At 37.6% G+C, this 23,541-nt stretch carries 21 protein-coding genes; 12 read left to right on the top strand and 9 right to left on the bottom strand.

Going from position 1 to position 23,541, the window contains the following annotated elements:
• Positions 1-4: 4 nt before the first annotated feature.
• Genes def through truA form a run of 3 tightly spaced genes read left to right on the top strand, consistent with a single transcriptional unit; the run spans position 5 to position 2,215 of the window.
• Entirely contained in the window at positions 5-541 is a 537-nt protein-coding gene (gene def, locus ACFIJ7_RS00860; protein ID WP_375644382.1) for a peptide deformylase, read from the top strand.
• Complete coding sequence (fmt, locus tag ACFIJ7_RS00855) at positions 541-1,470, top strand: methionyl-tRNA formyltransferase (RefSeq protein ID WP_375644381.1); 930 nt, start codon at positions 541-543, stop codon at positions 1,468-1,470. The genes def and fmt overlap by 1 nt, the downstream gene beginning before the upstream one ends.
• Position 1,471: 1 nt before the next feature.
• Entirely contained in the window at positions 1,472-2,215 is a 744-nt protein-coding gene (truA, locus tag ACFIJ7_RS00850; RefSeq protein WP_375635406.1) for a tRNA pseudouridine(38-40) synthase TruA, read from the top strand.
• 32 nt (positions 2,216-2,247) lie between these two features.
• On the opposite strand, the gene ACFIJ7_RS00845 is transcribed toward truA, so the two are convergent.
• Positions 2,248-3,111 (bottom strand): LOG family protein, encoded by an 864-nt coding sequence (locus ACFIJ7_RS00845; protein ID WP_375644380.1) that lies wholly within the window; start codon positions 3,109-3,111, stop codon positions 2,248-2,250.
• Positions 3,112-3,217: 106 nt separating this feature from the next.
• Between ACFIJ7_RS00845 and dapD the strand changes: the two genes are divergently transcribed.
• Together dapD and ACFIJ7_RS00835 are read left to right on the top strand one after the other, a co-directional pair.
• Complete coding sequence (dapD, locus tag ACFIJ7_RS00840) at positions 3,218-4,066, top strand: 2,3,4,5-tetrahydropyridine-2,6-dicarboxylate N-succinyltransferase (RefSeq protein ID WP_375635404.1); 849 nt, start codon at positions 3,218-3,220, stop codon at positions 4,064-4,066.
• Between the two features lie 240 nt (positions 4,067-4,306).
• A complete protein-coding gene (locus tag ACFIJ7_RS00835; RefSeq protein ID WP_375635403.1) occupies positions 4,307-4,477 on the top strand; it encodes a hypothetical protein in 171 nt (56 codons plus the stop codon).
• A 167-nt stretch (positions 4,478-4,644) separates the two neighbouring features.
• Here the strand turns inward: ACFIJ7_RS00835 and lepA are convergent, their stop codons facing one another.
• The 5 genes from lepA to dnaK form a co-directional block, all read right to left on the bottom strand.
• Positions 4,645-6,450 carry a translation elongation factor 4 gene (lepA, locus tag ACFIJ7_RS00830; protein ID WP_012754493.1) on the bottom strand — a complete coding sequence of 602 codons (1,806 nt, stop codon included), beginning with the start codon at positions 6,448-6,450 and terminating at the stop codon, positions 4,645-4,647.
• Positions 6,451-7,883: 1,433 nt separating this feature from the next.
• Positions 7,884-8,798 carry a DMT family transporter gene (locus ACFIJ7_RS00825; protein ID WP_375644379.1) on the bottom strand — a complete coding sequence of 305 codons (915 nt, stop codon included), beginning with the start codon at positions 8,796-8,798 and terminating at the stop codon, positions 7,884-7,886.
• A gap of 32 nt (positions 8,799-8,830) precedes the next feature.
• The gene (gene argB / locus ACFIJ7_RS00820) at positions 8,831-9,736 is read right to left on the bottom strand and encodes an acetylglutamate kinase (protein WP_012754491.1); all 906 of its coding nucleotides are present in this window, start codon (positions 9,734-9,736) and stop codon (positions 8,831-8,833) included.
• Positions 9,737-10,592: 856 nt separating this feature from the next.
• Positions 10,593-11,735 carry a molecular chaperone DnaJ gene (gene dnaJ, locus ACFIJ7_RS00815; protein WP_012754490.1) on the bottom strand — a complete coding sequence of 381 codons (1,143 nt, stop codon included), beginning with the start codon at positions 11,733-11,735 and terminating at the stop codon, positions 10,593-10,595.
• Between the two features lie 156 nt (positions 11,736-11,891).
• Positions 11,892-13,784 (bottom strand): molecular chaperone DnaK, encoded by a 1,893-nt coding sequence (dnaK, locus tag ACFIJ7_RS00810; protein WP_375635402.1) that lies wholly within the window; start codon positions 13,782-13,784, stop codon positions 11,892-11,894.
• A 968-nt stretch (positions 13,785-14,752) separates the two neighbouring features.
• On the opposite strand from dnaK, the gene ACFIJ7_RS00805 reads away from it, so the two are divergent.
• A complete protein-coding gene (locus ACFIJ7_RS00805; RefSeq protein WP_375635401.1) occupies positions 14,753-15,307 on the top strand; it encodes a copper chaperone PCu(A)C in 555 nt (184 codons plus the stop codon).
• A gap of 108 nt (positions 15,308-15,415) precedes the next feature.
• On the opposite strand, the gene lysM is transcribed toward ACFIJ7_RS00805, so the two are convergent.
• Positions 15,416-15,871, bottom strand: a complete 456-nt coding sequence (lysM, locus tag ACFIJ7_RS00800; RefSeq protein ID WP_012754487.1) for a peptidoglycan-binding protein LysM — start codon at positions 15,869-15,871, stop codon at positions 15,416-15,418.
• A 386-nt stretch (positions 15,872-16,257) separates the two neighbouring features.
• Between lysM and ACFIJ7_RS00795 the strand changes: the two genes are divergently transcribed.
• The 6 genes from ACFIJ7_RS00795 to thpR all read left to right on the top strand — a co-directional run bounded on the left by ACFIJ7_RS00795 (position 16,258) and on the right by thpR (position 21,303).
• Positions 16,258-16,980: a response regulator transcription factor gene (locus ACFIJ7_RS00795; RefSeq protein WP_005774392.1), complete on the top strand. Its 723-nt coding sequence runs from the start codon at positions 16,258-16,260 to the stop codon at positions 16,978-16,980.
• Between the two features lie 39 nt (positions 16,981-17,019).
• Entirely contained in the window at positions 17,020-18,804 is a 1,785-nt protein-coding gene (locus tag ACFIJ7_RS00790; protein WP_375627983.1) for a stimulus-sensing domain-containing protein, read from the top strand.
• A 23-nt stretch (positions 18,805-18,827) separates the two neighbouring features.
• On the top strand, positions 18,828-19,292 hold the full coding sequence (locus tag ACFIJ7_RS00785; protein WP_273722417.1) for an HPr kinase/phosphatase C-terminal domain-containing protein: 465 nt from the start codon (positions 18,828-18,830) through the stop codon (positions 19,290-19,292).
• Between the two features lie 135 nt (positions 19,293-19,427).
• Positions 19,428-19,826: a PTS sugar transporter subunit IIA gene (locus ACFIJ7_RS00780; RefSeq protein WP_375635398.1), complete on the top strand. Its 399-nt coding sequence runs from the start codon at positions 19,428-19,430 to the stop codon at positions 19,824-19,826.
• A gap of 17 nt (positions 19,827-19,843) precedes the next feature.
• The gene (locus tag ACFIJ7_RS00775) at positions 19,844-20,137 is read left to right on the top strand and encodes an HPr family phosphocarrier protein (protein WP_012754483.1); all 294 of its coding nucleotides are present in this window, start codon (positions 19,844-19,846) and stop codon (positions 20,135-20,137) included.
• Between the two features lie 626 nt (positions 20,138-20,763).
• Positions 20,764-21,303, top strand: coding sequence for an RNA 2',3'-cyclic phosphodiesterase (gene thpR / locus ACFIJ7_RS00770; protein ID WP_375644378.1), 540 nt, complete (start codon positions 20,764-20,766; stop codon positions 21,301-21,303).
• Between the two features lie 106 nt (positions 21,304-21,409).
• Here thpR and grpE read toward each other — a convergent pair whose 3' ends face one another.
• Together grpE and hrcA are read right to left on the bottom strand one after the other, a co-directional pair.
• Entirely contained in the window at positions 21,410-22,072 is a 663-nt protein-coding gene (grpE, locus tag ACFIJ7_RS00765; protein WP_375635396.1) for a nucleotide exchange factor GrpE, read from the bottom strand.
• A gap of 124 nt (positions 22,073-22,196) precedes the next feature.
• A complete protein-coding gene (gene hrcA, locus ACFIJ7_RS00760) occupies positions 22,197-23,267 on the bottom strand; it encodes a heat-inducible transcriptional repressor HrcA (protein ID WP_375635395.1) in 1,071 nt (356 codons plus the stop codon).
• Positions 23,268-23,541 lie beyond the last annotated feature (274 nt).

Raw genomic sequence — 23,541 nt, 5'->3', positions numbered from 1 at the left:
ACTTATGCCAATGAGATCTTTAGTTACTTTACCTGATCCGATTTTACGGGAAGTGTCCAAGCCTGTTGATCAGGTCGATTCAGCTCTTCAAAAACTTGCGGATGATATGTTGGAAACCATGTATAGTGCTAAGGGCGTTGGTCTTGCTGCTATTCAAATTGGTATACCGCTACGTATGTTGGTTATAGATGTCTCTGGAAATTCTGAAGATGAGCAGAAAAAACCATTTGTTATTATCAACCCTGAAATTTTATGGCTTTCAGATGAGCGTAATATTTATAAAGAAGGTTGTCTTTCTATTCCTGACTATTTTGCAGAGGTTGAACGTCCTAAACGCCTTTGTGTTCGCTACCAGAACCGTGAAGGAAAACAAACAGAAATTGAAGCAGACGATCTCTTGGCAACTTGCTTGCAGCATGAAATTGATCATTTAGATGGGCGCCTTTTTATTGATTACATTTCAAAGATCAAACGCGATATGGTGATACGAAAATTTAAAAAACGCGCAAAAGAAAAAAACATGCAGGAAGCAGTTTTGTAATGGCTTTACGATTAAGTTTTATGGGGACACCAGATTTTTCTGTTCCTATTTTACGTGCTTTATTGGATGCAGGTCATGATGTTGTTGCTGTTTATAGTCAACCCCCTCGCCCAGCAGGACGTCGAGGACTTAAATTAATCCCCTCACCTGTTCACAATGTAGCAAAAGAGAAATCTATTCCCATCTTTACGCCACAAACACTCAAAACAATCGAACAACAGGAGCAATTTGCAGCACTTTCTGTTGATGTTGCTGTTGTTGTTGCCTATGGACTCCTTTTACCCAAAGCTATTCTTGAAACACCCCGTTTTGGTTGTTTTAATGCCCACGCTTCACTCTTACCACGCTGGCGTGGTGCTGCACCTATTCAGCGTGCAATTATGGCTGGCGATAAAGAAATAGGTATCATGATCATGAAAATGGATGAAGGACTTGATACGGGACCTATCGCTCTTTCTCGCTCCATCCCCATTACTGATAACACCACCACTGCTGAGCTTTCAAACAAACTTTCACATATTGGCGCAGAACTTATGATAGAAACCCTATCAACTCTTGAAAAAGACCAACTTAAACTAACCCCACAATCAGAGGAAGGCATCACCTATGCTGCCAAAATCAAAAAGGAAGAGACCCGCATTGATTGGACAAAACCTGCAGAATTTATTCAGAGGCATATTCGCGCGCTCTCTCCTTCTCCTGGTTGCTGGTGCAATATGAATATTGGGGGACGAGAAGAACGTGTAAAAATTCTTGATAGTCGCTTAACAACAGGTCCTTCTCTTGAAATTGGACGGATCGAACCAGATTCTTTGATTGTCCATTGTGGACAAGGGCGGATAGAAATAACCTCTCTCCAAAGATCGGGTGGTAAAGTCCTTGATAGCGCAACCTTTTTACGAGGTGCTTATATTTCTGCTGTTTTTTAAGATGCCACGTTTTAAACTCACTCTTGAATATGATGGTTCAAATTATGCTGGTTGGCAGCGTCAAGTAAAACTTCACACTGTACAAGGAGCTCTTGAAAAGGTACTCTTTTCCTTTAGTGGACAACAATTGACCATAACAACAGCAGGAAGAACCGATGCGGGCGTACACGCTACGGGACAAGTTGCGCATGTTGATTTCATAAAAAACTGGCATCCCCATACTGTACGTGATGCGCTCAATGCTCTTTTACGTAAACAGGGAGAAGCGATTTCAATCTTAAACGTACAAAATGTCCCTGATGACTTTGATGCACGATTTTCCGCTGTAAAACGCCATTATCTTTTTAAAATTCTTAATCGTCGCTCTCCACCAGCCTTAAATGCCAAACGCGTGTGGTGGTTGCCAAAGCCTCTTAATGCTGAAGCCATGCATGAAGCTGCTCAAAAGCTTGTAGGAAAACATGATTTTACCACTTTCCGTTCCGCACATTGCCAAGCAAAAAGCCCTATTCGCACCCTTGACCGCCTCGATATTCAAAGAGAAGGTGAAGAAATTTTCCTTTATGCGCAAGCCCGTTCTTTTCTTCATCATCAAATCCGTTCATTCGCAGGAAGCCTCATGGAAGTGGGTATTGGACGTTGGACAGCTCAAGATCTCGAAGCAGCTCTTCATGCTAAAGATCGTAAACATTGTGGTGTTGTTGCTCCTCCTTCAGGACTTTATTTAACCAAAGTAGAGTATTAATTATCCTTCAAGAGTGAACGTCTTAAAAGTCATTAAGGCAGTTTATAAAAAGAACGAATTTCTTCAAAAGCTTCTGCTGCTGTATTGACAAATTTCACAAAATTAACATCAGTAGGAGAAATTGTACCTTGTTCAGATAGATACTCAAAATTGATAGTATTGCTCCAAAATTCTTTGCCAAACAATAAAATTGGTACCTGTTTCATACGCCCCGTCTGTACTAAAGTTAACGTCTCAAACAATTCATCCAGAGTCCCAAATCCTCCAGGGAAGATAGCTAATGCTTTCGCTCGTACTAAAAAATGCATTTTGCGCATCCCCAAATAATGAAAATTGAAACACAAATGCGGCGACACATACGAATTAGGTTCCTGCTCATGTGGTAAAATAATATTCAAACCAATCGTTGGGGCACCAACATCACAAGCACCACGATTTCCCGCCTCCATAATTCCTGGTCCGCCTCCCGTAACAACCACAAATTCACGATATTCTGTCGTAGCAGAATAAAGTGAGCACAAACGCGCAAATTCTCTCGCTTCATCGTAATAATGTGACATAGCATGCAAATTTTTCTTTTGTATTTCATTTTTTGCAGCCCACGCCGCTTGCCCAGATTCAGGAATACGCGCACCACCAAACAAAACAACTGTTGATTGAATATCATATTCTTTAAGGGTTATTTCCGGCTTTAAAAATTCAAGACCAATACGTTGTGAGCGCAACTCTGGACGCATCATAAAATCTTGATCGATATAGGCTAAACGATAAGTAGACGAACGCATTTGTGCTGAATTAGAGATTTTATGTATTTGTTGTAGAGCATCCTTCGTATGGAGAAGTGGTGTCCAATTTTCTTGTTCTCCTTTTCTTTTTTCTTTACAGCCTTTTTTCATGCACCTGTCCTACTTCCTCATCGTTTTATTGACTGAACACATTTCTTCGCGTAGTTCATAGAGAATAAACCTTGAAGCTTTCAACTTGTTTAACGGAACTCTCGTCATGCCCCATCTCACACAACTTGAAATGATTATTCAACAAGCTTTTGACGATCGCGATTCTATCGATACTACCACAAAAGGCGAAATCCGTGAGAGTGTCGAACATACATTGAACCTTCTTGATAACGGTGAAATCCGTGTTGCAGAACGACAAAAAAATGGACAATGGCATGTTCATCAATGGTTGAAAAAAGCGGTTTTGCTCTCTTTTCGGCTTAATCCTATGCAAATTATTACTGGTGGAATCAATGGAACACATTGGTGGGATAAAGTTCCTTCAAAATTCTCTGGTTGGCAAGAGACCGATTTTAAAAGTGCTGCTTTCCGTTCCGTTCCTGGAGCCATTGTACGTCATTCTGCTTACATTGCACCCAACGTTATATTGATGCCATCCTTTGTTAATCTTGGTGCTTTTGTCGATGAGGGTACAATGGTTGATACATGGACCACCGTTGGTTCTTGTGCACAAATTGGTAAACATGTCCATCTTTCTGGCGGTGTTGGTATTGGAGGTGTTTTGGAACCACTGCAAGCAAACCCAACAATCATTGAAGATCACTGCTTTATCGGTGCTCGCTCTGAAATTGTTGAAGGCTGTATTATCCGTGAAGGTGCTGTTTTGGGAATGGGAGTCTTTATTGGAAAATCTACAAAGATTATTGATCGTACAACAGGTGAAATTTTTATCGGTGAAGTACCAGCCTATTCAGTGGTTGTGCCAGGTTGTTTCCCTGGAAAACCTTTACCAAATGGTGAAGCAGGACCAAGCCTTTATTGTGCTGTTATTGTAAAACGCGTTGATCAAAAAACACGAGAAAAAACATCCATTAATGATCTTTTACGTTCTTAGACACAAGATTAATTCACAATAATATTTCATCGTTTTTTTACTTGAATAATAACCTCGAATACAAAAATTCTCTCATTTCAAATCCTTTCATAGTGAATCTAATCACTATCATTTCCTTGCGTGTTACAAACGCAGTTGGTGTGTGGGCAAGAGACACTTTAAGAAAAGAGTAAAAATATTTTTAATGAAAATTCTCTCAAATGATAAGGACTGTCATAATATTTTGAGCTAAAAAAGAGTATGATAGATGCGCTTTGCACCTTTATGACGCGTAAAGACGGTGATGCCAAATGGATTTTATATCATTCACAGTGTATGTTACTTTATATTTTTCACAGCCTCCATTGTGAAATGGAATTTGATGCATTGAGTGATGATTCACTAAAACAAGCACACCAATATGCAACATAAATGTATTTCGTTTAAAGCATTCTGTTTTACGTGAGAAGCATGACATCATTACGCAATACACAAAAACATGAAGCACAGCGCAATTCTATTTAAAAGTGTTCTTTAAGCACCTGAATCAATTAATAAAAGCAAAAGCGCAATCAATAAGAGAAATACTCCTTTTTTCATTATTTGTTCATTTTGAGTGCTTGAATAAATGCCGATTGTGGAATTTCTACTTTTCCAAATTGACGCATCCGCTTTTTGCCTTCTTTTTGCTTTTCCAAAAGTTTGCGCTTACGCGTGACATCACCCCCGTAACATTTCGCTGTTACATCTTTACGCAAAGCACGAATTGTTTCGCGCGCTATAACTTTACCACCAATAGCCGCTTGAACTGGAATCTGAAACATATGCTGGGGAATAAGATCTTTCAGCTTTTCACACATGGAACGCCCGCGCTTTTCTGCAATCGTGCGGTGCACAAGCATAGACAATGCATCTATAGACTCTCCATTTACCAAAATAGACATTTTAACTAAATCCCCTTCTGCATAATCTGCCATCTGATAATCAAAAGAAGCATAACCCTTTGAGATTGATTTTAGCCGATCATAAAAATCAAAAACAACTTCATTCAGTGGTAAATCGTACGTTACCATAGCACGGGTTCCAACATAGGACAAACCAGCTTGTATCCCCCGCCGCTCTTGGCATAGCTCTAAAATTGACCCAAGATAATTATCAGGAGTCATGATTGTCGCCCGAATCCATGGTTCTTCGATTGAAGAAATTTTAACCACATCAGGCATATCCGCTGGATTGTGCAACTCTTTAACAGAACCATCATTCATATTCATGCGATAAACAACCGAAGGTGCAGTCGCGATTAAATCCAAATTAAACTCACGCTCTAATCGCTCTTGAATAATTTCAAGATGAAGAAGTCCCAAAAAGCCACAGCGAAAACCAAATCCCAAAGCCGCGGATGTTTCCATTTCAAAAGAAAAACTCGCATCATTTAAGCGTAATTTGCCCATGGCTGCACGTAAATCATCAAAATCGGCAGCATCAATTGGAAAAAGACCACAAAATACAACTGGTTGCGCCGGCTTAAAACCAGGCAAAGCATTTTCACAAGGACGGCGCTCTTCAGTAATCGTATCCCCAACCCGTGTATCTGCTACTTCTTTGATAGAGGCAGTGATAAAACCAATCTCGCCTGGTCCTAACTCATCAACTTGTACCATTTTAGGTGTAAACACCCCAACGCGCTCAACTGGATATTTTGCTCCCGTACCCATCATACGAATGGTTTGGCCTTTTTTTAAAATACCATCTATCACTCGTACCAAAACAATGACACCAAGATATGCATCATACCAGCTATCAACCAACATTGCTTTCAAGGGATTTGCAACATCGCCTGTATGTGGAGGTGGTAATTGTGTAACAATTGCCTCCAAAACATCAGGAACACCCAAACCTGTTTTTGCTGATATTTCTACTGCTTGAGATGTATCAATGCCTATCACATCTTCAATTTGTTCTTTAACACGCTCAGGTTCTGCTGCTGGAAGATCAACTTTATTGAGTACAACAACCAACTCATGGGAATTATCAATGGCTTGATAAACATTTGCTAACGTCTGCGCCTCTACACCTTGGCTTGCATCCACCACCAACAGAGAACCTTCACAAGCTGCCAATGAACGCGAAACCTCATAAGCAAAATCCACATGACCAGGTGTATCCATAAGATTTAAAATATAGGTTTCACCATTCTTTGCCTTATAGTGTAAACGTACCGTTTGTGCTTTAATAGTAATTCCACGTTCACGCTCAATATCCATGGAATCGAGTACTTGTTCTTTCATCTCACGTGTATCAAGTCCACCTGTTATTTGAATCAAACGATCAGCTAAAGTGGATTTGCCGTGATCAATATGCGCCACGATGGAAAAATTACGAATATAATTACGATCTATTGTCATATAAGGCGATTTAGCAAAGAATAATACAAAACGCAAAGACCAATTATGCTCCGGCTTCTATCAAAAGAATATAAACCTAAAAAGCTTCTCAAAACACAACTTTTCATAACCTAAAAAATGAGGCTTTTATTTGCTAAATTAAATCCAACGGTACTAAAATGATATTTTCACATCTTATTTTATGACTCATATGCTGGATAAACCGGCACCATCACACATTTTGCCAACCTCCAATGTTGCAACAATCCTTTACACTTGAAAGAGTTTATAAGAGATATGCCTTTCTTGTACAGTTTTTACCCACATGGACCACCTTCTTGTAACGTGTAAGCAAGTAGATTTGGATTGATTTAATATGAAAACGATTTGAAGTGAGAAAATTTTAATTCAATGTGAATAATTCTATATTATGATTATAAATCAATATGTTATAATATTTATATGATGGGCGTGTATATCACTTAAGCTTGCAATAAAATTCGCAGGAAGTGCTTTTTTATTTATACGCAATAACCTGCTTTTTTAGCAATCTTATATAAAATAACATGAATATCGAGGGAGTTTCTTCTCAATTTTTAAAACTTTAGAAATATGCTCTATTGAGTGATCTTTTTATGTACTTTTTATACAACTCCTTCCTCCGTCCATTAAAGATAAAAAACACCAATCCTCTTCGATTCATTGGATAATGCATTAATTTATAATGATCGTTTATTGTTTTTCAATTTAAATTAAAACTCTGAATATCTCGAGCCTTTCTCATTTTAAATCTTTTCATAGTGAATCAATCAAATTTTTTGCTTCCCCATTATAAAACAGGGCTAGTATATGGATAAAAACGTTTAAGAAATGAGTAAACATGCCTCTCTCTTTTAAATGCCAAAGGCTGTCGTAATATTGAGAACTGACAAAGAAAATGCTAGTGCCTTTTATTTAAGTAAAACGATGATGCTCTGTGGTTTTTCTATACTTCACGCGGACCGTCAATGAATATGATGTATATTAAGAAAATTGTCTTTTTAAAAAACGCGTTAATATACAACATTATGGGAAGCTGCTTTAGGCGTTCTATTTTACGTGAAAAGCGTGATCCCATGAAATAACAAAAGGAATAACGTGCAACGGTGCGTAATTTTTATTATTCAAAAAAATTACCATGGATGTTTTTGAAAATTGTAAAGCTAAATTTAACAATAACAGTAAAGATGAGTGTTGTTTTTTGTCTTTACCACTTCATGCTTTGACTCAATGAAGGTTGGCTTCCCGTTTCAGAGGTTAAGCAAACAGATAAATATTATTACTCCAATTTGCTATACAAAAGCTGGAATAGCTTATAAAGCCTCCTTATCTTCATATTTTAAAAAAGCCTCAAAAATGAAAACTTTGCAAGCAAAAATCTCATGTAATAAAATCATAATAGCAAAGGTGCATAGCTAATCAATTTTTTCAATTGCTTTATTTTTTTTACGCCATTGTGAAGGTTGTAATTCAGCCACAATGATCCCAATCAGAATAAGCAAGCCACCTAATAATGCTAACGGGGATAAATGCTCTCCAGCCAAACGCCCAACAATACCAGCCCATACCGGTTCACCTGCGTAAATGAGTGTTGCACGTGTAGGAGAAATAGACTTTTGTGCCCAATTCATAGCCAATTGAATGATGGCACTCATTAATGCCAATCCGATGCCAATACTAAACCATACCCACGAAAATTCAGGAATGCTTTCACCCATCAAAGGCATACAAGAAAATGAAAAAAAACCACTAAAAAATAACTGAATAATGGTCACACGCCGACTATCAACCTTATTGGCAAAAATTCCGATGAGTATGACTTCTCCAGCAATCGCTAACGCGCCTAACAAAGTCAAAGTTTCGCCTTTTGAAAAATCAAAATTCCCCGGCTTTTGTCCTGAAACAAGAACAAGCCCAATAAAAGCGAAAACAATACCAACCCAACAAGCAAAACGGGGAGGTTTTTTAAAAACAATCCATTGCAAGATTGGAACCATCGGTACATAAAGCGCTGTAATAAAAGCCGACTGACTACTAATAATCGTTTGAAGTCCAGCTGCTTGAAAAGCATAACCTAAAAACATGGCTAAACCAATCGCCATCCCAGCGAAAACTTCATAAACCGTTATACCTTTTATAGAGCGCCAAAAAATTGCTCCACATATAAGAGATGCAATAATAAAACGAAATCCAACAAAAAACAGGGGACCACTATAGCGTACCGCAATATGAATGACTAAAAATGTAATACCCCACAATATTGTTGCAGCAAATATTGCCAATTCTGGCTTACTTAATAAAGGATATTTAAGCTGTTTTATATTTGTCATGAAAGGCTTTCTCCTCCAATTTTCCGCACAATTTATGAAACAATAAGCGTTCCAACTCCCTGTTCGGTAAACAGTTCTAGTAAAACAGAATGAGGAGTTTTACCATTTAAAATGACAACACCTTCCACACCATTTTGAAGGGCTTTTATACAAGTCTCTACTTTTGGAATCATGCCTCCTGAAATTGTCCCATTTTTGATAAGTTTCTCTGCTTCAGAAACTGTCAATTCTTTTAAAAGTTGGCCCTGTTTATCCAAAACACCAGGAACATCAGTGAGAAATAAAAGGCGTTTAGCTTCTAATGCACCAGCAATAGCCCCAGCAAAAATATCAGCATTAATATTATAGGTTTTTCCATCGCGTCCTGGAGCCACAGGAGCAAGAACTGGTATCATTTCAGAACATGCTAAAAGATCCAGCAATGTGCGATCAACTTCAATAGGCTCACCAACAAATCCCAAATCTAAAACACGTTCAATATTCGAATCAGGATCAATGACAGTTTTATAAGCCTTTTCGGCAAAAACCATATTGCCGTCCTTACCACATAATCCTATTGCCCATTCACCCTCTGCATTGATGAGAGCGACAATTTCTTTGTTTATGGAACCGGCCAAAACCATTTCAACGACTTCAACGATCCGCTCGTCGGTTACGCGTAAACCGTTTTCAAATCGTGATTCAATCCCCATTTTCATCAAAATTTCAGCAATTTGAGGTCCTCCACCATGAACAACAACAGGGTTAATCCCCGATTGCTTTAATAGAGCAATATCACGCGCAAATGCTCGCCCCAAGGCAGGATCACCCATAGCATGACCGCCATATTTTACCACAACCGTTTCATTTTCGTATTTTTGCATATATGGTAAAGCAGACGATAGAAATGCTGCTTGTTTTTCTAAAACATCTACAGCACCGTTTTTAGCATCATCCATTAATAGAGCCTCCTCATCACTTTTTACCATCTCTTAGTGGAATTTAGGAAAAGTAATAACGAAATGAAACAAGAAAACAACTTCCTCAAAAAACTGACAGCGAAAAATTAAACAAAACAGGCGTACAAAACGTTATTATTTTATGATTTTATGTATAAAATTGAAAAGCAAAGTTCTGAAAAAATTTTAAAGCTATGCCGTACATTCGACTCGTTAGTTTATGCTTATGGATACTTAACAATGAATAAGAATATATACAACCATTGATTTTGTAAGATAAAAACAAAATTTTCTTATAATAATAAAATAATAATAAAATTAACAGATCACCAAGATAAGAAGTAGATTGACTTAGCTCTGTAACCTTATCCAAGCAATTTTTAAGACTATCAAAAATGCCAAAAATAAAATTGGTTATGAGGAATTGATATTTTATTTGAAAAAGATGGATTGTCTAACAGCTTATTTAGCTACTTCTTGATAGGCTACTACCTATTTGACAGTTTTAGTATAGGGCTTTTAAAAAGACATTTTGAGTAAAACAATAAATACAAAAAATGCTGAATGCATAAAGGCAGTTATCATGACACTGGAAATTAGTCACTCAATTGCGTTCTTCTTGTATGGATAAGCCCTTTTTAAAATATCATAGATACTCAAAAATAAGACTTATCCATAAAACTCGTGAAATGTAAAAAACTATCAGCGGCAGGCACTTACTTACCCTAAATTAATCGTTTCTCTCTTTTCTTTTCAAGAAAAAAATGCTTTTCACAGATGAATAAGACTATAGAAAGCTTAATTAAAATAACCTTCCAAAAGTTTTTTCTAATCTATTCTGAGAACATTCACATATTTAACCAGAAATATTTTCAAAAAATTCCTTCATACGTGAAAAAAAGCCATGTGATTGCGGTGAATTCTCATGATTTGAAAGTTTTTCAAATTTTTGCAATAGTTCACGTTGTTCTTGCGTTAATTTTTGTGGTGTCTCAATCGTGATATGGATGTAAAGGTCACCCCTTGCTTGCTGCCGACGCAACATGGGCATACCCTTACCCTTAAGGCGGAATTGACGTCCATTTTGTGTCCCTTCTGGGATCTTAACACGTGCTTTAACACCATCAAGATCGGAAACTTCAAACTCTCCTCCTAAAGCAGCTGTTACCATTGAAATAGGAACGCGACAGTGAAGATCTGCTCCTTCTCGCTGAAAAAACTCATGCGGTTTAACGGAAAGGAAAATATAAAGATCACCATTGGGGCCACCACGAATACCAGCATCACCCTCACCAGAAAGGCGAATACGCGTTCCATCTTCAATACCAGCTGGAACATTCACGCTCAATGAACGTTTTTTCTCTATGCGTCGTGTCCCCTGACATTTTGGGCATGGATCCGTAATAGTTTCACCACGTCCATGACATGAAGGACATGTTCGCTCAATAGAAAAGAAACCTTGTGCAGCACGCACACGACCAGATCCATGACATGTTCCACAAACTTGCGGCTTAGAACCCTTTCTCGCTCCTGATCCTTCACAAACATCGCACGTAACGGAACTGGGAATAGTAATTTCTGCAGTTTTTCCTGAAAATACCTCTTCTAAGGTTATTTCCATATTATAACTCAGATCTGCACCACGTTCGCGACCATCACCACGCTTACGGTGCGCACCTCCCATAATTTCGCCAAAAAAATCTTCAAAAATATCAGCAAATCCACCACCAGCAGCAAAACCTCCAAAGGGATTTGCTCCTCCTTGACTACCGCTATTTTCAAAAGCCGCATGACCAAATCGATCATAAGCAGCACGCTTTTGGGGATCTTTGAGGACTTCGTAGGCTTCGCCAATTTCTTTGAATTTTCGCTCTGCCTCTTTATCCCCGGCGTTGCGATCAGGATGATATTGCATTGCCAACTTACGAAAAGCAGATTTCAACTTTTTATCATCACATTCACGAGTCACGCCAAGAATTTCATAATAGTCAACCTTCATCATGTATTCCTGATAATTTCTCTGTCATCCATCTTATGGATAAGATTGCTTTTAATTTATATTTTTAGCAACAAAGTTGCAACTCACTCAAATAATAAAGCCCAGCCTTATATTTCAAAGGCCGGGTTTATAAATTAATCAACACACATGCTGACACTATTTCTTCTTATCATTAACTTCTTCAAAATCAGCATCAACAACATCATCATTCTTTGCATCTGTTTCAGTGTCAGCGCCCGCTGCTTGTGAGGCTTCATACATAGCCTGTCCAAGCTTCATACTGACTTCAGCTAATTTTTGCATCTTTGTTGTTACTTCTTCAGTATCACTGCCTTCAAGCGCAGATTTCAAATCAGATATTGCTGTTTCAATCTGTCCTTTTTCTTCAGCTGATACTTTATCGCCATATTCACTGAGTGACTTTTCAGTTGAATGAATAAGAGCTTCCGCTTGATTTCTGGCTTCAACACCTTCACGGCGTTTTTTATCCTCAGCTGCATGCTCTTCCGCATCCTGTACCATTTTTTCAATATCAGCATCACTTAAACCACCTGATGCCTGAATACGAATTTGATGCTCTTTACCAGTTCCCTTATCTTTGGCCGAAACATTAACAATACCATTCGCATCAATATCAAAAGTAACTTCAATTTGAGGTATACCACGTGGTGCTGGAGGAATACCAACAAGATCAAATTGAGCCAATAACTTATTATCGCTCGCCATTTCCCGTTCACCTTGGAAAACACGAATGGTCACAGCACTCTGGTTATCATCAGCTGTTGAAAAAACTTGAGATTTTTTTGTTGGGATAGTGGTATTACGCTCAATGAGACGTGTGAAAACACCACCCAAGGTTTCGATCCCCAAGGATAAAGGTGTTACATCTAGAAGCAAAACGTCTTTGACATCGCCTTGCAATACACCCCCTTGAATGGCAGCACCCATTGCAACAACTTCATCAGGATTAACGCCTTTGTGTGGATCCTTACCAAAGAAGCTTTGCACGACTTGCTGAATCTTGGGCATACGTGTCATACCACCCACTAAAACAACTTCGTCAATCTCACCGGCCTTTAATCCAGCATCTTTTAACGCAGCTTTACAAGGCTCGATGGTGCGCTGCACTAAATCGTCAACCAGAGATTCAAATTTTGCCCGAGTCAATTTCATTGTTAAGTGCTTGGGACCTGATTGATCTGCCGTGATAAATGGTAAATTGATTTCTGTTTGCTGTGACGAAGAAAGCTCAATTTTTGCTTTTTCTGCCGCTTCTTTTAAGCGCTGTAAAGCTAATTTATCATTTTTCAGATCAATTCCTTGCTCTTTCTTAAACTCATCGGCAAAATAACCGACCAAGCGCATATCAAAGTCTTCACCCCCTAAAAACGTATCTCCATTGGTTGATTTAACTTCAAAAACGCCATCTCCAATTTCAAGTACTGAAATATCAAATGTACCACCACCAAGGTCGTAAACAGCAATTGTCTTTCCGTCTTTTTTGTCCAAACCATAAGCTAAAGCAGCAGCAGTGGGCTCATTAATAATCCGTAAAACTTCAAGTCCAGCAATTTTACCCGCATCTTTAGTCGCTTGACGTTGCGCATCATTAAAATAAGCAGGAACAGTAATAACCGCTTGTTCAACTTTTTCACCCAGATAAGATTCTGCTGTTTCCTTCATCTTTTGCAAAATCATAGCTGAAATTTGCGATGGAGAATATTTCTTACCCGCTTCTTCAACCCATGCATCACCATTGTCACCTTTAACAATTTTATAAGGCACAAGTGCTTTATCTTTTTCAACCATAGGATCATCAAAACGACGCCCTATCAAACGTTTAACTGCAAAAACTGTCCCTTCGGGATTTGTTACCGCCTGCCGTTTAGCAGGCTGTCCAACAAGCCGCTCTCCCCCATCAGTAAAGGCAACAACGGAAGGTGTTGTTCGTGCTCCTTCTGAGTTCTCGATAACCTTTGCGTTTTTGCCATCCATAACAGCCACACAAGAGTTCGTTGTCCCCAAATCAATACCAATTACTTTTGCCATATTATAATCTCCATTCAGCAAGCTACCTCAACCTTCATAAAGCATCTTTTTAAGACAGCTCCTCATAACACTCAAAGCCCATACATTGCTTCAAGCAACATAAAATAATAAAAAATTGCAAGTCGCAATAAGCCTTGCTGCCTCGTATATAAGAACAGGCTTTTATTGCTACAAGAGAATAATGAGAGAAACATCTCCAAAATAAAAAATTTATTTTAAAATAGGCGCTTTAATGACCCATAAATACCATATTTATGAGAAACTTGAGATCATAATATATTTTTCTTGCAATTCTCAATAAATATATCTTTCTATAAAAATTAAAAAAACAAAAGAGTGATTGCACTCTCGCTCTTGATCTTCTCATCATTAATAAAATGATACTCACGTAAAAGCTTTTTAAAAGGCGAATAATTTATATCACGAATATTATAAATTTTCCTTGGACTAAAATAGTCATCATATCTAATGCTCATATCAGTAGAGGTATTATCTATCGATCTCCTTTCAAAAATTCTCCTTTTAACGGTCTCATTGTTTACTGCTATTTGAAAGATGTGTTTTAAACTCACCTAAAGCGTTTTTTCTTAACTGTATAATTTTGAACTTGAAAATATATAAAAATGCCTCTGTATAAATGCTTTAAAATACCAAGAGCTTTCGTAATATTAAAAATTGGTAAAGTAGTTGATGATTGCTCTGTGTTATATATTTATTAAGTAAAATAGTAGTGCATCATAGATTTTATACCATTTACAAACACTATTATGAGATGAACACGGAAGCGTTAAGAGGTGTGTTGTCATTGTAAACCTTATTGTCTTCCTTTAAAATCAAAGAATTCTATGATTTTTATTCTCATATTCAAATCAATTTCATTTTAGCATTTCTTTCTTTTATTTTAAATAAAAGCTCTGCTAAAATGAAAAGTTATTCAAAGTGTGAATCTTATGAAGGAGGGTAAATCAATGATGACATCTATTATTAAGAAAATAACAAATCTTATCTTTAAGAATATAATAAATACACAATATCCATACAAAAAGGTTATCATAAATATCGTGTGTGCTCTTCTCTTTGCTGGTATAACCCTGCCTGCAGGTGCTCAGCAATATCAACTTGGCGACATAGAAATTCTCAATCCTTGGACACGCGAAACACTTAGAGGTATAAGAGTTGGTAGCGGTTATCTCTACATTATTAATCACAGCAATACCCCAGACCGTTTGGTTTCTATTTCCACAAACGGAGTAAAAAAAACAGAGATACACTCTATGGCTGTCGTTAATGATATTATGAAAATGGAAAAAATGCACAATGGCATTGAAATTCCGGGAAATGGCGAAATCACGCTTAAGCCTGGCGGTGATCATATTATGTTTATGGGGCTTTCACAACCATTCAAGTTAGGTGATAAAATTAGCGCAAAATTGACATTTGAGAAAGCAGGAACGATTGATGTTGATTTCTCTGTAAACGCTATGAAAGCACCATCACCTTCTAAATCCTCTCCTAGCCACTAAGCTCCTTTTTTATAATACACACTCTTAAAATGAAGAAGCGTGAAATTTTTGTACGCTTCTTTATTTTTTGTTTAATGCCATCAGTAAAAAATTCTCCCCTTTGATGAATTAACTATGGTCAATTTCAGGAATACGTAAAACTTGTCCAGGATAAATTTTATCGGGAGATTTTAGCATTGGCTTATTGGCTTCAAAAATAAACGTGTTTTTATTACCTTGCCCTTTTCCATAAACCTCTTCAGCAATTTTCCAAAGATTATCACCAGATTTAACCTCATAAAAGCGAGAAGGTTTTCTGGGCGTTGTATCTATAACCTTTAATTGATCAACATCTACAGAAGAGATACCTTGTGAATTGCCAACAACCAGCAGTGCTTTTTCAAGTGTTTCCCTGTCTGGAACTTCACCGCTTAAAATAGCTTTACCGTCTTCAACTTGAATATTTACTTTTTCTGTACCGAGTTGAAAATGATCAAATGCTGTCTTAAAATCTTTTTCTTTTGGTTCATGGTCCCCAATACCTAACTTTTCCCCTACAGTTTTAATAAAATTAAAAAATCCCATTACAACCTCCTTTCGTGTAGCAGAAACAAATTTTTGTGCATATATTGCCACATTCTTTTCTTTGCTCTTAAAACACATAGGCAGATTTTCTAAACTTCAACAATCAAAACTATACCTGTTCAATTATGGGACAAATACAATAATAAACTTTGTAATAAACCTTGATAAAAAAAGCCTTTATGAAAATTTTCTCTCAAACGAAGGGATCTTAATAGACGTAGAAACATTATAAATTATGAAAGCAAAACAAGATTTTACAGTAATGACAAAAGGTTTTTTACTTTGCTACAATTTGTATCATATTTGTTTTGCAAAAAAAATATGAACTCCCATATAAATAAGTGTGGGTAATTTGCTACCACAGCAATAGAAAGGTCTAAGAAACCATGAAAGATACACCAACAATCACACAAACGATTGTACTTGTTGATGATGATCGCAATATTTTGACGTCTTTATCTTTTGCGCTTGAGACAGAAGGCTATCGAGTTGAAAGCTATACAGATGGAGCATCCGCACTCAAGGGTCTTACACTTCACCCTCCACACTTAGCTATTTTTGATATTAAAATGCCCCGAATGGATGGGATGGAACTCTTGCGTCGTTTACGTCAAAAATCTGATCTTCCAGTTATTTTTCTTACCTCTAAAGATGATGAAATTGATGAATTATTTGGTCTCAAAATGGGAGCTGATGATTTTATTACTAAACCTTTCTCCCAACGTCTTCTCATTGAACGCGTGAAAGCTATTTTGCGCCGTTCTAATGCACGTAACCAACCACTTTCTACAGGAACTTCTTCCACCTCTTCTCTCAAACGTGGAGATCTTGTGATGGATCAAGAACGCCACACCTGTACATGGAAAGATAAACCTGTTATTTTAACCGTTACGGAGTTTTTGATTCTGCAAACCTTAGCACAAAGACCAGGAGTTGTAAAAAGTCGTGATGCTTTAATGGATGCTGCCTATAGTGATCAAGTCTACGTAGATGATCGCACCATTGATAGTCACATTAAACGTCTGCGTAAAAAGTTTAAACAAGTGGATGATGATTTTGCAATGATTGAAACACTTTATGGTGTAGGTTATCGTTTCCACGAGGTATAAAACTACTTTGTCGCAAAAATTTGAACGGCAATCAAATCGATGACAGACAATTCTCAACTGGAAACTTTACAAAAAACAACCGTTAATGGTACATCCTCAACGCCATTTCTTATGTTTGCCCGTTTGCATCTCCGAACACAACGTCTCTTTAGACAATTGCTTTTTTCCAGCCTCACACGTCGCATTGTTATATTAAACATTGCTGCCCTTGCCATTTTAGTTACAGGCATTTTATACCTTAACCAATTTCGCGATGGTTTAATTGAAGCAAAAATTAAAAGTTTATGTACCCAAGGAAAAATTATTGCTGGGGCTATTGCTGCTTCTGCAACAGTAGATACAAATTCTATCCTCATTGATCCCCAAAAACTCTTAGAGTTACAGACTGGTGAAAGCGTTACACCCGCCCCTCAATCAACCGATTCTTGGGATTTCCCTATTAACCCTGAGCAAGTTGCCCCTCTTTTACGGCGTCTCATCACACCTAAAACGACAAGAGCACGTATCTATGATCGTGATGCTACTCTCCTTCTTGATTCGCGCGTTCTTTATTCTAGTGGAGAAGTTTTTAGTTATGATTTACCCCCACTTAAAACAGAACAAAGCATGTGGGATCGCCTTACTTCATGGTATTCAAGCACATTTTATGGCAAAGGTATTGCTCTTGACAGAGAACAAACAAAAACCAGTGGTATTGCTTATCCAGAAGTGTACCGCGCATTAAACGGATCTCTTGCTACGGCTAAAAGACGCAACAGACAAGGTCAATTAATTGTTTCTGTTGCCGTTCCTGTGCAACGCTATCGCGCAGTGGTTGGAGCTCTTCTTCTTTCAACCACTGGTTCTGATATTGATAACATTGTAAAAGGTGAAAGACTGGTTATCTTTAAAGTTTTTGCCGTTGTAGGCAGCGTACTTTTGGTTCTTTCTCTCTTTTTGGCCCATACGATTGCCCATCCATTAAGTAAATTATCTGCCTCGGCTAATCGAGTGCGTAATGGCAATAATCAGCGTGTAGAAATTCCTGATTTTTCAATGCGTGAAGATGAAATTGGTCACCTTTCAACCTCTATTCGTGATATGACTAATGCCCTTTATATGCGTATTGAAGCCATTGAACGCTTTGCTGCTGATGTAAGCCACGAATTAAAAAATCCTCTCACCTCTCTACGCAGTGCTGTTGAAACGCTCCCTCTGGCTAAAAATGAAGAAGCACAAGAGAAATTGCTTGAAATTATTCAACATGATGTGCGCCGTCTTGATCGGTTGATTACAGATATTTCTGATGCATCGCGGCTCGATGCAGAGCTTGCACGAGAAACCGCAGAGATTGTTGATATGACACCGCTTTTGGAAAGTCTTGTTCATGCTGTTCAGGAAGTGTATCGTAATACGCAAACCATTGACATAAGCCTTAATATTGTCCCACGTCCTCATGGAAAAGCCTATCTTGTATTGGGACATGAACTCCGTTTAGGGCAAGTGATTTCAAACCTTCTTGAAAATGCACGTTCTTTTATTCCTCGGAATCGTGGCAAAATTTGCATTACTATGAAAAGTCATGCTTCAACCCTTATTTTAACCATTGAAGATAATGGCCCAGGTATTCGTTCAGAAAATATTGAACGCATTTTTGAGCGTTTTTATACAGATCGACCAAACGAAGATGCTTTTGGACAAAACTCTGGACTTGGCCTTTCTATTAGTCGGCAAATCATCGAGGCTCATAATGGGACAATTACAGCCGAAAATATTATTGATCCTACACTTGGAAAGTGTAAAACTGGTGCACGTTTTATTATTATGCTTCCCCTCGCTAAATAAATCTTTTATCCAAAGTAAAAGACATGAAAACAAAATGTGAAATACTCCACGCAAATTGCCTTCAATTAGGCGGCAAGGGGCTGTTAATTATAGGTCCATCGGGATCAGGAAAATCAACCCTTACCCTTTCTTTGCTCGACCGTGCTGAGTGGTCAAAACGTGAAGCGAAGCTTATTAGTGATGATTATACAATGTTGCGTGCGGAAAATGGAAAGCTTCACGGATACACTCCTGATAATTTAGAGGGCGGTATCGAGATTCGTGGCGTTGGTCTTTATATGATAGAATTTGAAAAGCACACAACTATCGATTGTGTTATTTTTCTCGGTCCGGAATATGAACGTTTTTCCACAAATAAAACTTTTCAATTTGAAAATTTGCACATTCCTCTTTTAAAACTTCCCTCTCTTCGTGAAGCCGATTGTACAGCCATTTGTCAAGCTATTGAAGCATTTTTGTTTAGAAAAATATGGCAAAAATCTGTCTAATTTTTTTCTAAAGATAAAAAAATCACTATTTTTGCCTTTTTTTTGCAAATTTTTCTTGGCAGCAAGACAAAGCCTTGTAAAATGTGTTTCCCACCAATATGGTCGGATCTTATTAGTTAACAGGAGTTTGCGTAAATGATTGGACTCGTGCTTGTAACGCACGGTGAGCTGGCTGTCGAATTTTTACATGCCGTGGAACATGTTGTTGGAGTACAAGAAAAGTTCGCAACAATATGCGTTTATCCCGATGACGATATAGATCAGCGCCGAGGTGATGTTATAGCCGCAGTAACCGATACAGATACGGATCATGGCGTAATCATATTAACAGATGTGTTCGGTGGAACACCATCGAATATAGCTGTTCCTGCTATTGAAAAAGGACGCGTTGAAATGATTGCGGGTGTTAATTTGCCCATGCTTATTAAACTGATTTCTATTCGCAAATGTCCTGATATTTCATTATCAGACGCGTTAAGAATAGCACAAGAAGCAGGGCGTAAATATATTAATGTACCAAGTATGATTTTATAGCGGATAATAAAATACCAATGTTTTCCAAAGATACCCTCCCATGTATAAGTCGTCATTTCAATATCTGTAATAAACGTGGCTTGCATGCACGTGCTTCTGCAAAATTTGTACAAACTGTTGACAATTTTAATGTTACTGTTGAAGTTGAAAAGGATGGAAAAATCGTTGGTGGATCATCAATTATGGGACTTATGATGCTAGCGGCTTCATCCGGTTGCAACCTCACCATTCGTGTTTCAGGACCAGAAGCAACAGATGCTCTTAATGCTCTTGAAAAGCTTATCAATAACAACTTTGGAGAAGAAAACTAGCGCTTTCTCACCATAAATAAGGATGATGATTCTTAGAAAATAGGAACTTTCCATCATTATTTTGAATTTTAATTTCTCTTCCCACTTTTATACCAATATTCATATCCATTATGGATTAGCATAATTATCATAAATGTAAAAGCTTATAGTAATTTTATTATACTGGAGTTTTTCCTTCCTTTCCTAACATTATTTGATCAATTTGAATAGTTTTGCGTATTACGGCTATTACCCGACTTAATCGTATAATTAAATCTTTACAGAAAAAGAGAACTCTTCACCTTGTATTAGAATATGCTTTATTTTAAGCTAAAGATAGATGTCAAAATAATTTAGCACATCAAAAATCTATCAACTTTTCTTATTTTCTGCTAAATTTGTAGTCTTTATAATACACAAGGAATCTTCCATTGCACATCATTGTGATACAGCTCATGAAAACGCAATTCTTATCGATATCATAACCATTTTTTAAAACGAATAAGCTTTGTACGCTCATAATTATAGTAAGCATTTTTTAGACATTCTTTTTCAATACTATTGCCTTATTTTCTATGGTACATGCCTCGCCCTTATTATCTATATTGCGCTTTGGATAGCCTCTTTCATTATAAGGAGATAATATTATGGGTCGTCTATTTAGTGCCCTTCAGATTCCTCAACAAACAACACAACAACTTGTATCGTTGCAAAATGGCTTACCAAAAGCGCAATGGATCAACCCGCAAAATTTTCACGTCACCTTATCTTTTTTCGGTGAAGTTGAAAGTGCTACCGCAGATGCACTTATGCACGCCTTTGATACAATAAAGCTCTCTCCTTTTATGCTACAAATAGATGGTTTTGATATTTTTGGTTCAGAAAATACTGCCCCCTCTCTTGTTATTCGCATTAAACCTTGTAAAGCTCTCAATCTTCTACACGAAAAGATGCAATCTATCCGTAGCCATTTAGGTCTAACACCTGATGAAAGAGAATTTACTCCACATATTACTATTGCGCGACTGCTTGATACTAAACCTGAAGACCTTGTTCCTTATCTGTTCTTTCGAAGGAATTTTTCATTTCCTCCTTTTGAGGTCGATCACTTTGTTTTATTTTCATCGTCATCTCCCTCAAGCGAGGCCGTGTATCTTATAAAAGGAAGTTGGGCACTTCAAAGATAAAAGGGTGTTTATAACACCCTTTAAAAACTCTTTGAGAAAAGACCTCATATATGTGTAATTGCAGGGAATACTGCATTTTATGTTGGAGATTTATTATTGATGTGTTTTAAGCAGAATCAGTTTCAACAGAAGCTTCTTTTGCTCCTCCTTTGGCTACACCAACTATAGCTGGACGTAACACCCTTTCCCCGATAATATAGCCTGCCTGAACAACTTGTTGAACAGTATTATCTGGAACATCGGCATTAGGAATTTCAAACATCGCTTGATGAAAATGAGGATCAAATTTTTGCCCCTCTGGATGGATTTTTTGCACCCCATGACGTTCTAATGCTGCCATCATGGCACGTTCAGTCATTTCAACACCTTCTGCCAATGATTTCAAACCAGCATCACTTTCCCGCGCCCCTTCTGGAATAGCTTCCAAAGCACGATTGAGATTGTCAGAAACCGATAACATATCCCGTGCAAAATTAGCAATGGAATAAGCCTTTGCATCCGCCACATCTCGCATAGTACGGCGTCGAAGATTTTCCATATCTGCAACAAGACGTAAAAGCTGATCTTTCAGTTCTTTATTTTCATCCTGCAAAGACGCTAAAAGATCACTAACCTCATTGCTTTCTTTTTCAACGTCTTCGTGTTCCTCTGTTTTATGTGTTTTTAAAAATTCATCGGCTGCCTGTTTAAGTGTATTACGATCAGCTGGATTTTTTAAATCACAATTTTCAAATGAAGCGTCAGTAAATTTGTTTTTTTCATCAGACATAAAAATTTTATTCCTTCATAAGATTCGTTATTCTCGATATCGAAATTCTACAGACAAAAATCAAGGGGTATCGATGTATATAATACAATGAGCTTCTATAGTACAAATACTTACCTGCATCGTTTTAACGCAATAACTGTGACACAAGTTGAGCTGTATAATCAACCATGGGCACAATCCTTGCATAATTAAGCCGTGTAGGACCAATAACGCCTAAAGCACCAATGACTCTTTGTTGTGAATCACGATAAGGTGCTACAACTAAAGAAGAACCAGAAAGTGAAAATAACTTATTTTCTGAACCAATAAAAATTCGAACCCCAGAACCTTCATCCGTTAAATCGAGAAGCTGTGCCATACTCTCACGCGTTTCAAGATCATCAAACAAATGGCGTAATCGTTCTAAATCTTCTTCTGCTTTCACATCTTCAAGTAAATTGCTACGCCCGCGAACAATGAGGTGTATTTTATGATCAGCACCTTCTCCTCCCCAAAGAGCTAATCCCGTTTCAACAAGATGATGCGATAAATCATCAAGTGCAGCCCGTGTTTCTGAGCATAAACGTGCAATTTCCTCTTTAGCTTCACTCAATGTTCGCCCCTGAATATGAGCATTGAGAAAATTCGTTGCCTCCGTCAGTTGTGCATGGGTAACCCCCTCTGGCAAATGAACAATACGATTTTCAACTTCACCTTGTTGAGTCACCAAAACGGCAAGAGCGTGCTCCCTATCAAGGCGCACAAATTCAATATGTTTCAATGTTCCTTCTTGTTTTGTTGCTAAAACAAGCCCTGCCCCACGTGAAAGATCTGAAAGAACTCGGCTTGCTTGAACAAGAAAATGTTCAACCGATTGTGCATGACCAGCCTCTTTGACTTGCATTTCAATATTTTCTCGCTCTTCGTTTGGCAAATCACCTGCTTCCATAAATGCATCCACAAAAAAGCGTAAACCTGATTGTGTCGGCATTCGTCCCGCAGAAACATGTGGTGCATAAATCAAACCGAGATGTTCAAGATCACTCATCACATTGCGAATCGTCGCAGGCGATAATGTCTGTCGTAAAAGCCGTGAAAGATTGCGTGACCCTACAGGTTCACCATCATTAAGATAAGCTTCAACAATATGGCGAAAAATATCACGTGAACGTTCATCAAGATATTTTAGTTCATTATCAATAGTTTTGTGCTTCATCACAATTGTTTCACTACTTTTAAAATCCTCATCTCTTATATAAGTTTTGCCAAGGTTTGGTCAAATAGTCTAAAGTAGTATAAAAGCATATTATCCTATTGAGCCGTAAAATGCTACCTTTCAGAATGATGATTGATAAATTACGCAGGAGGTATTTTTTGTTAGAGTGTGTGAAAAATATTTAAGATTAAGAGTTGATCTATAAAGTGGTCTACTGTAGAGACTTTCCAAGAGAATCTGGATTGTTTAAAAACCGCTGTAAATAAAAAATTTC

The organism is Bartonella sp. MR100HLJHH (assembly GCF_042194215.1).
Lineage (GTDB): Bacteria > Pseudomonadota > Alphaproteobacteria > Rhizobiales > Rhizobiaceae > Bartonella > Bartonella grahamii.
Note: the sequence above shows the minus strand (reverse complement) of the source record. Positions and strands in the feature narration are given on the sequence as shown.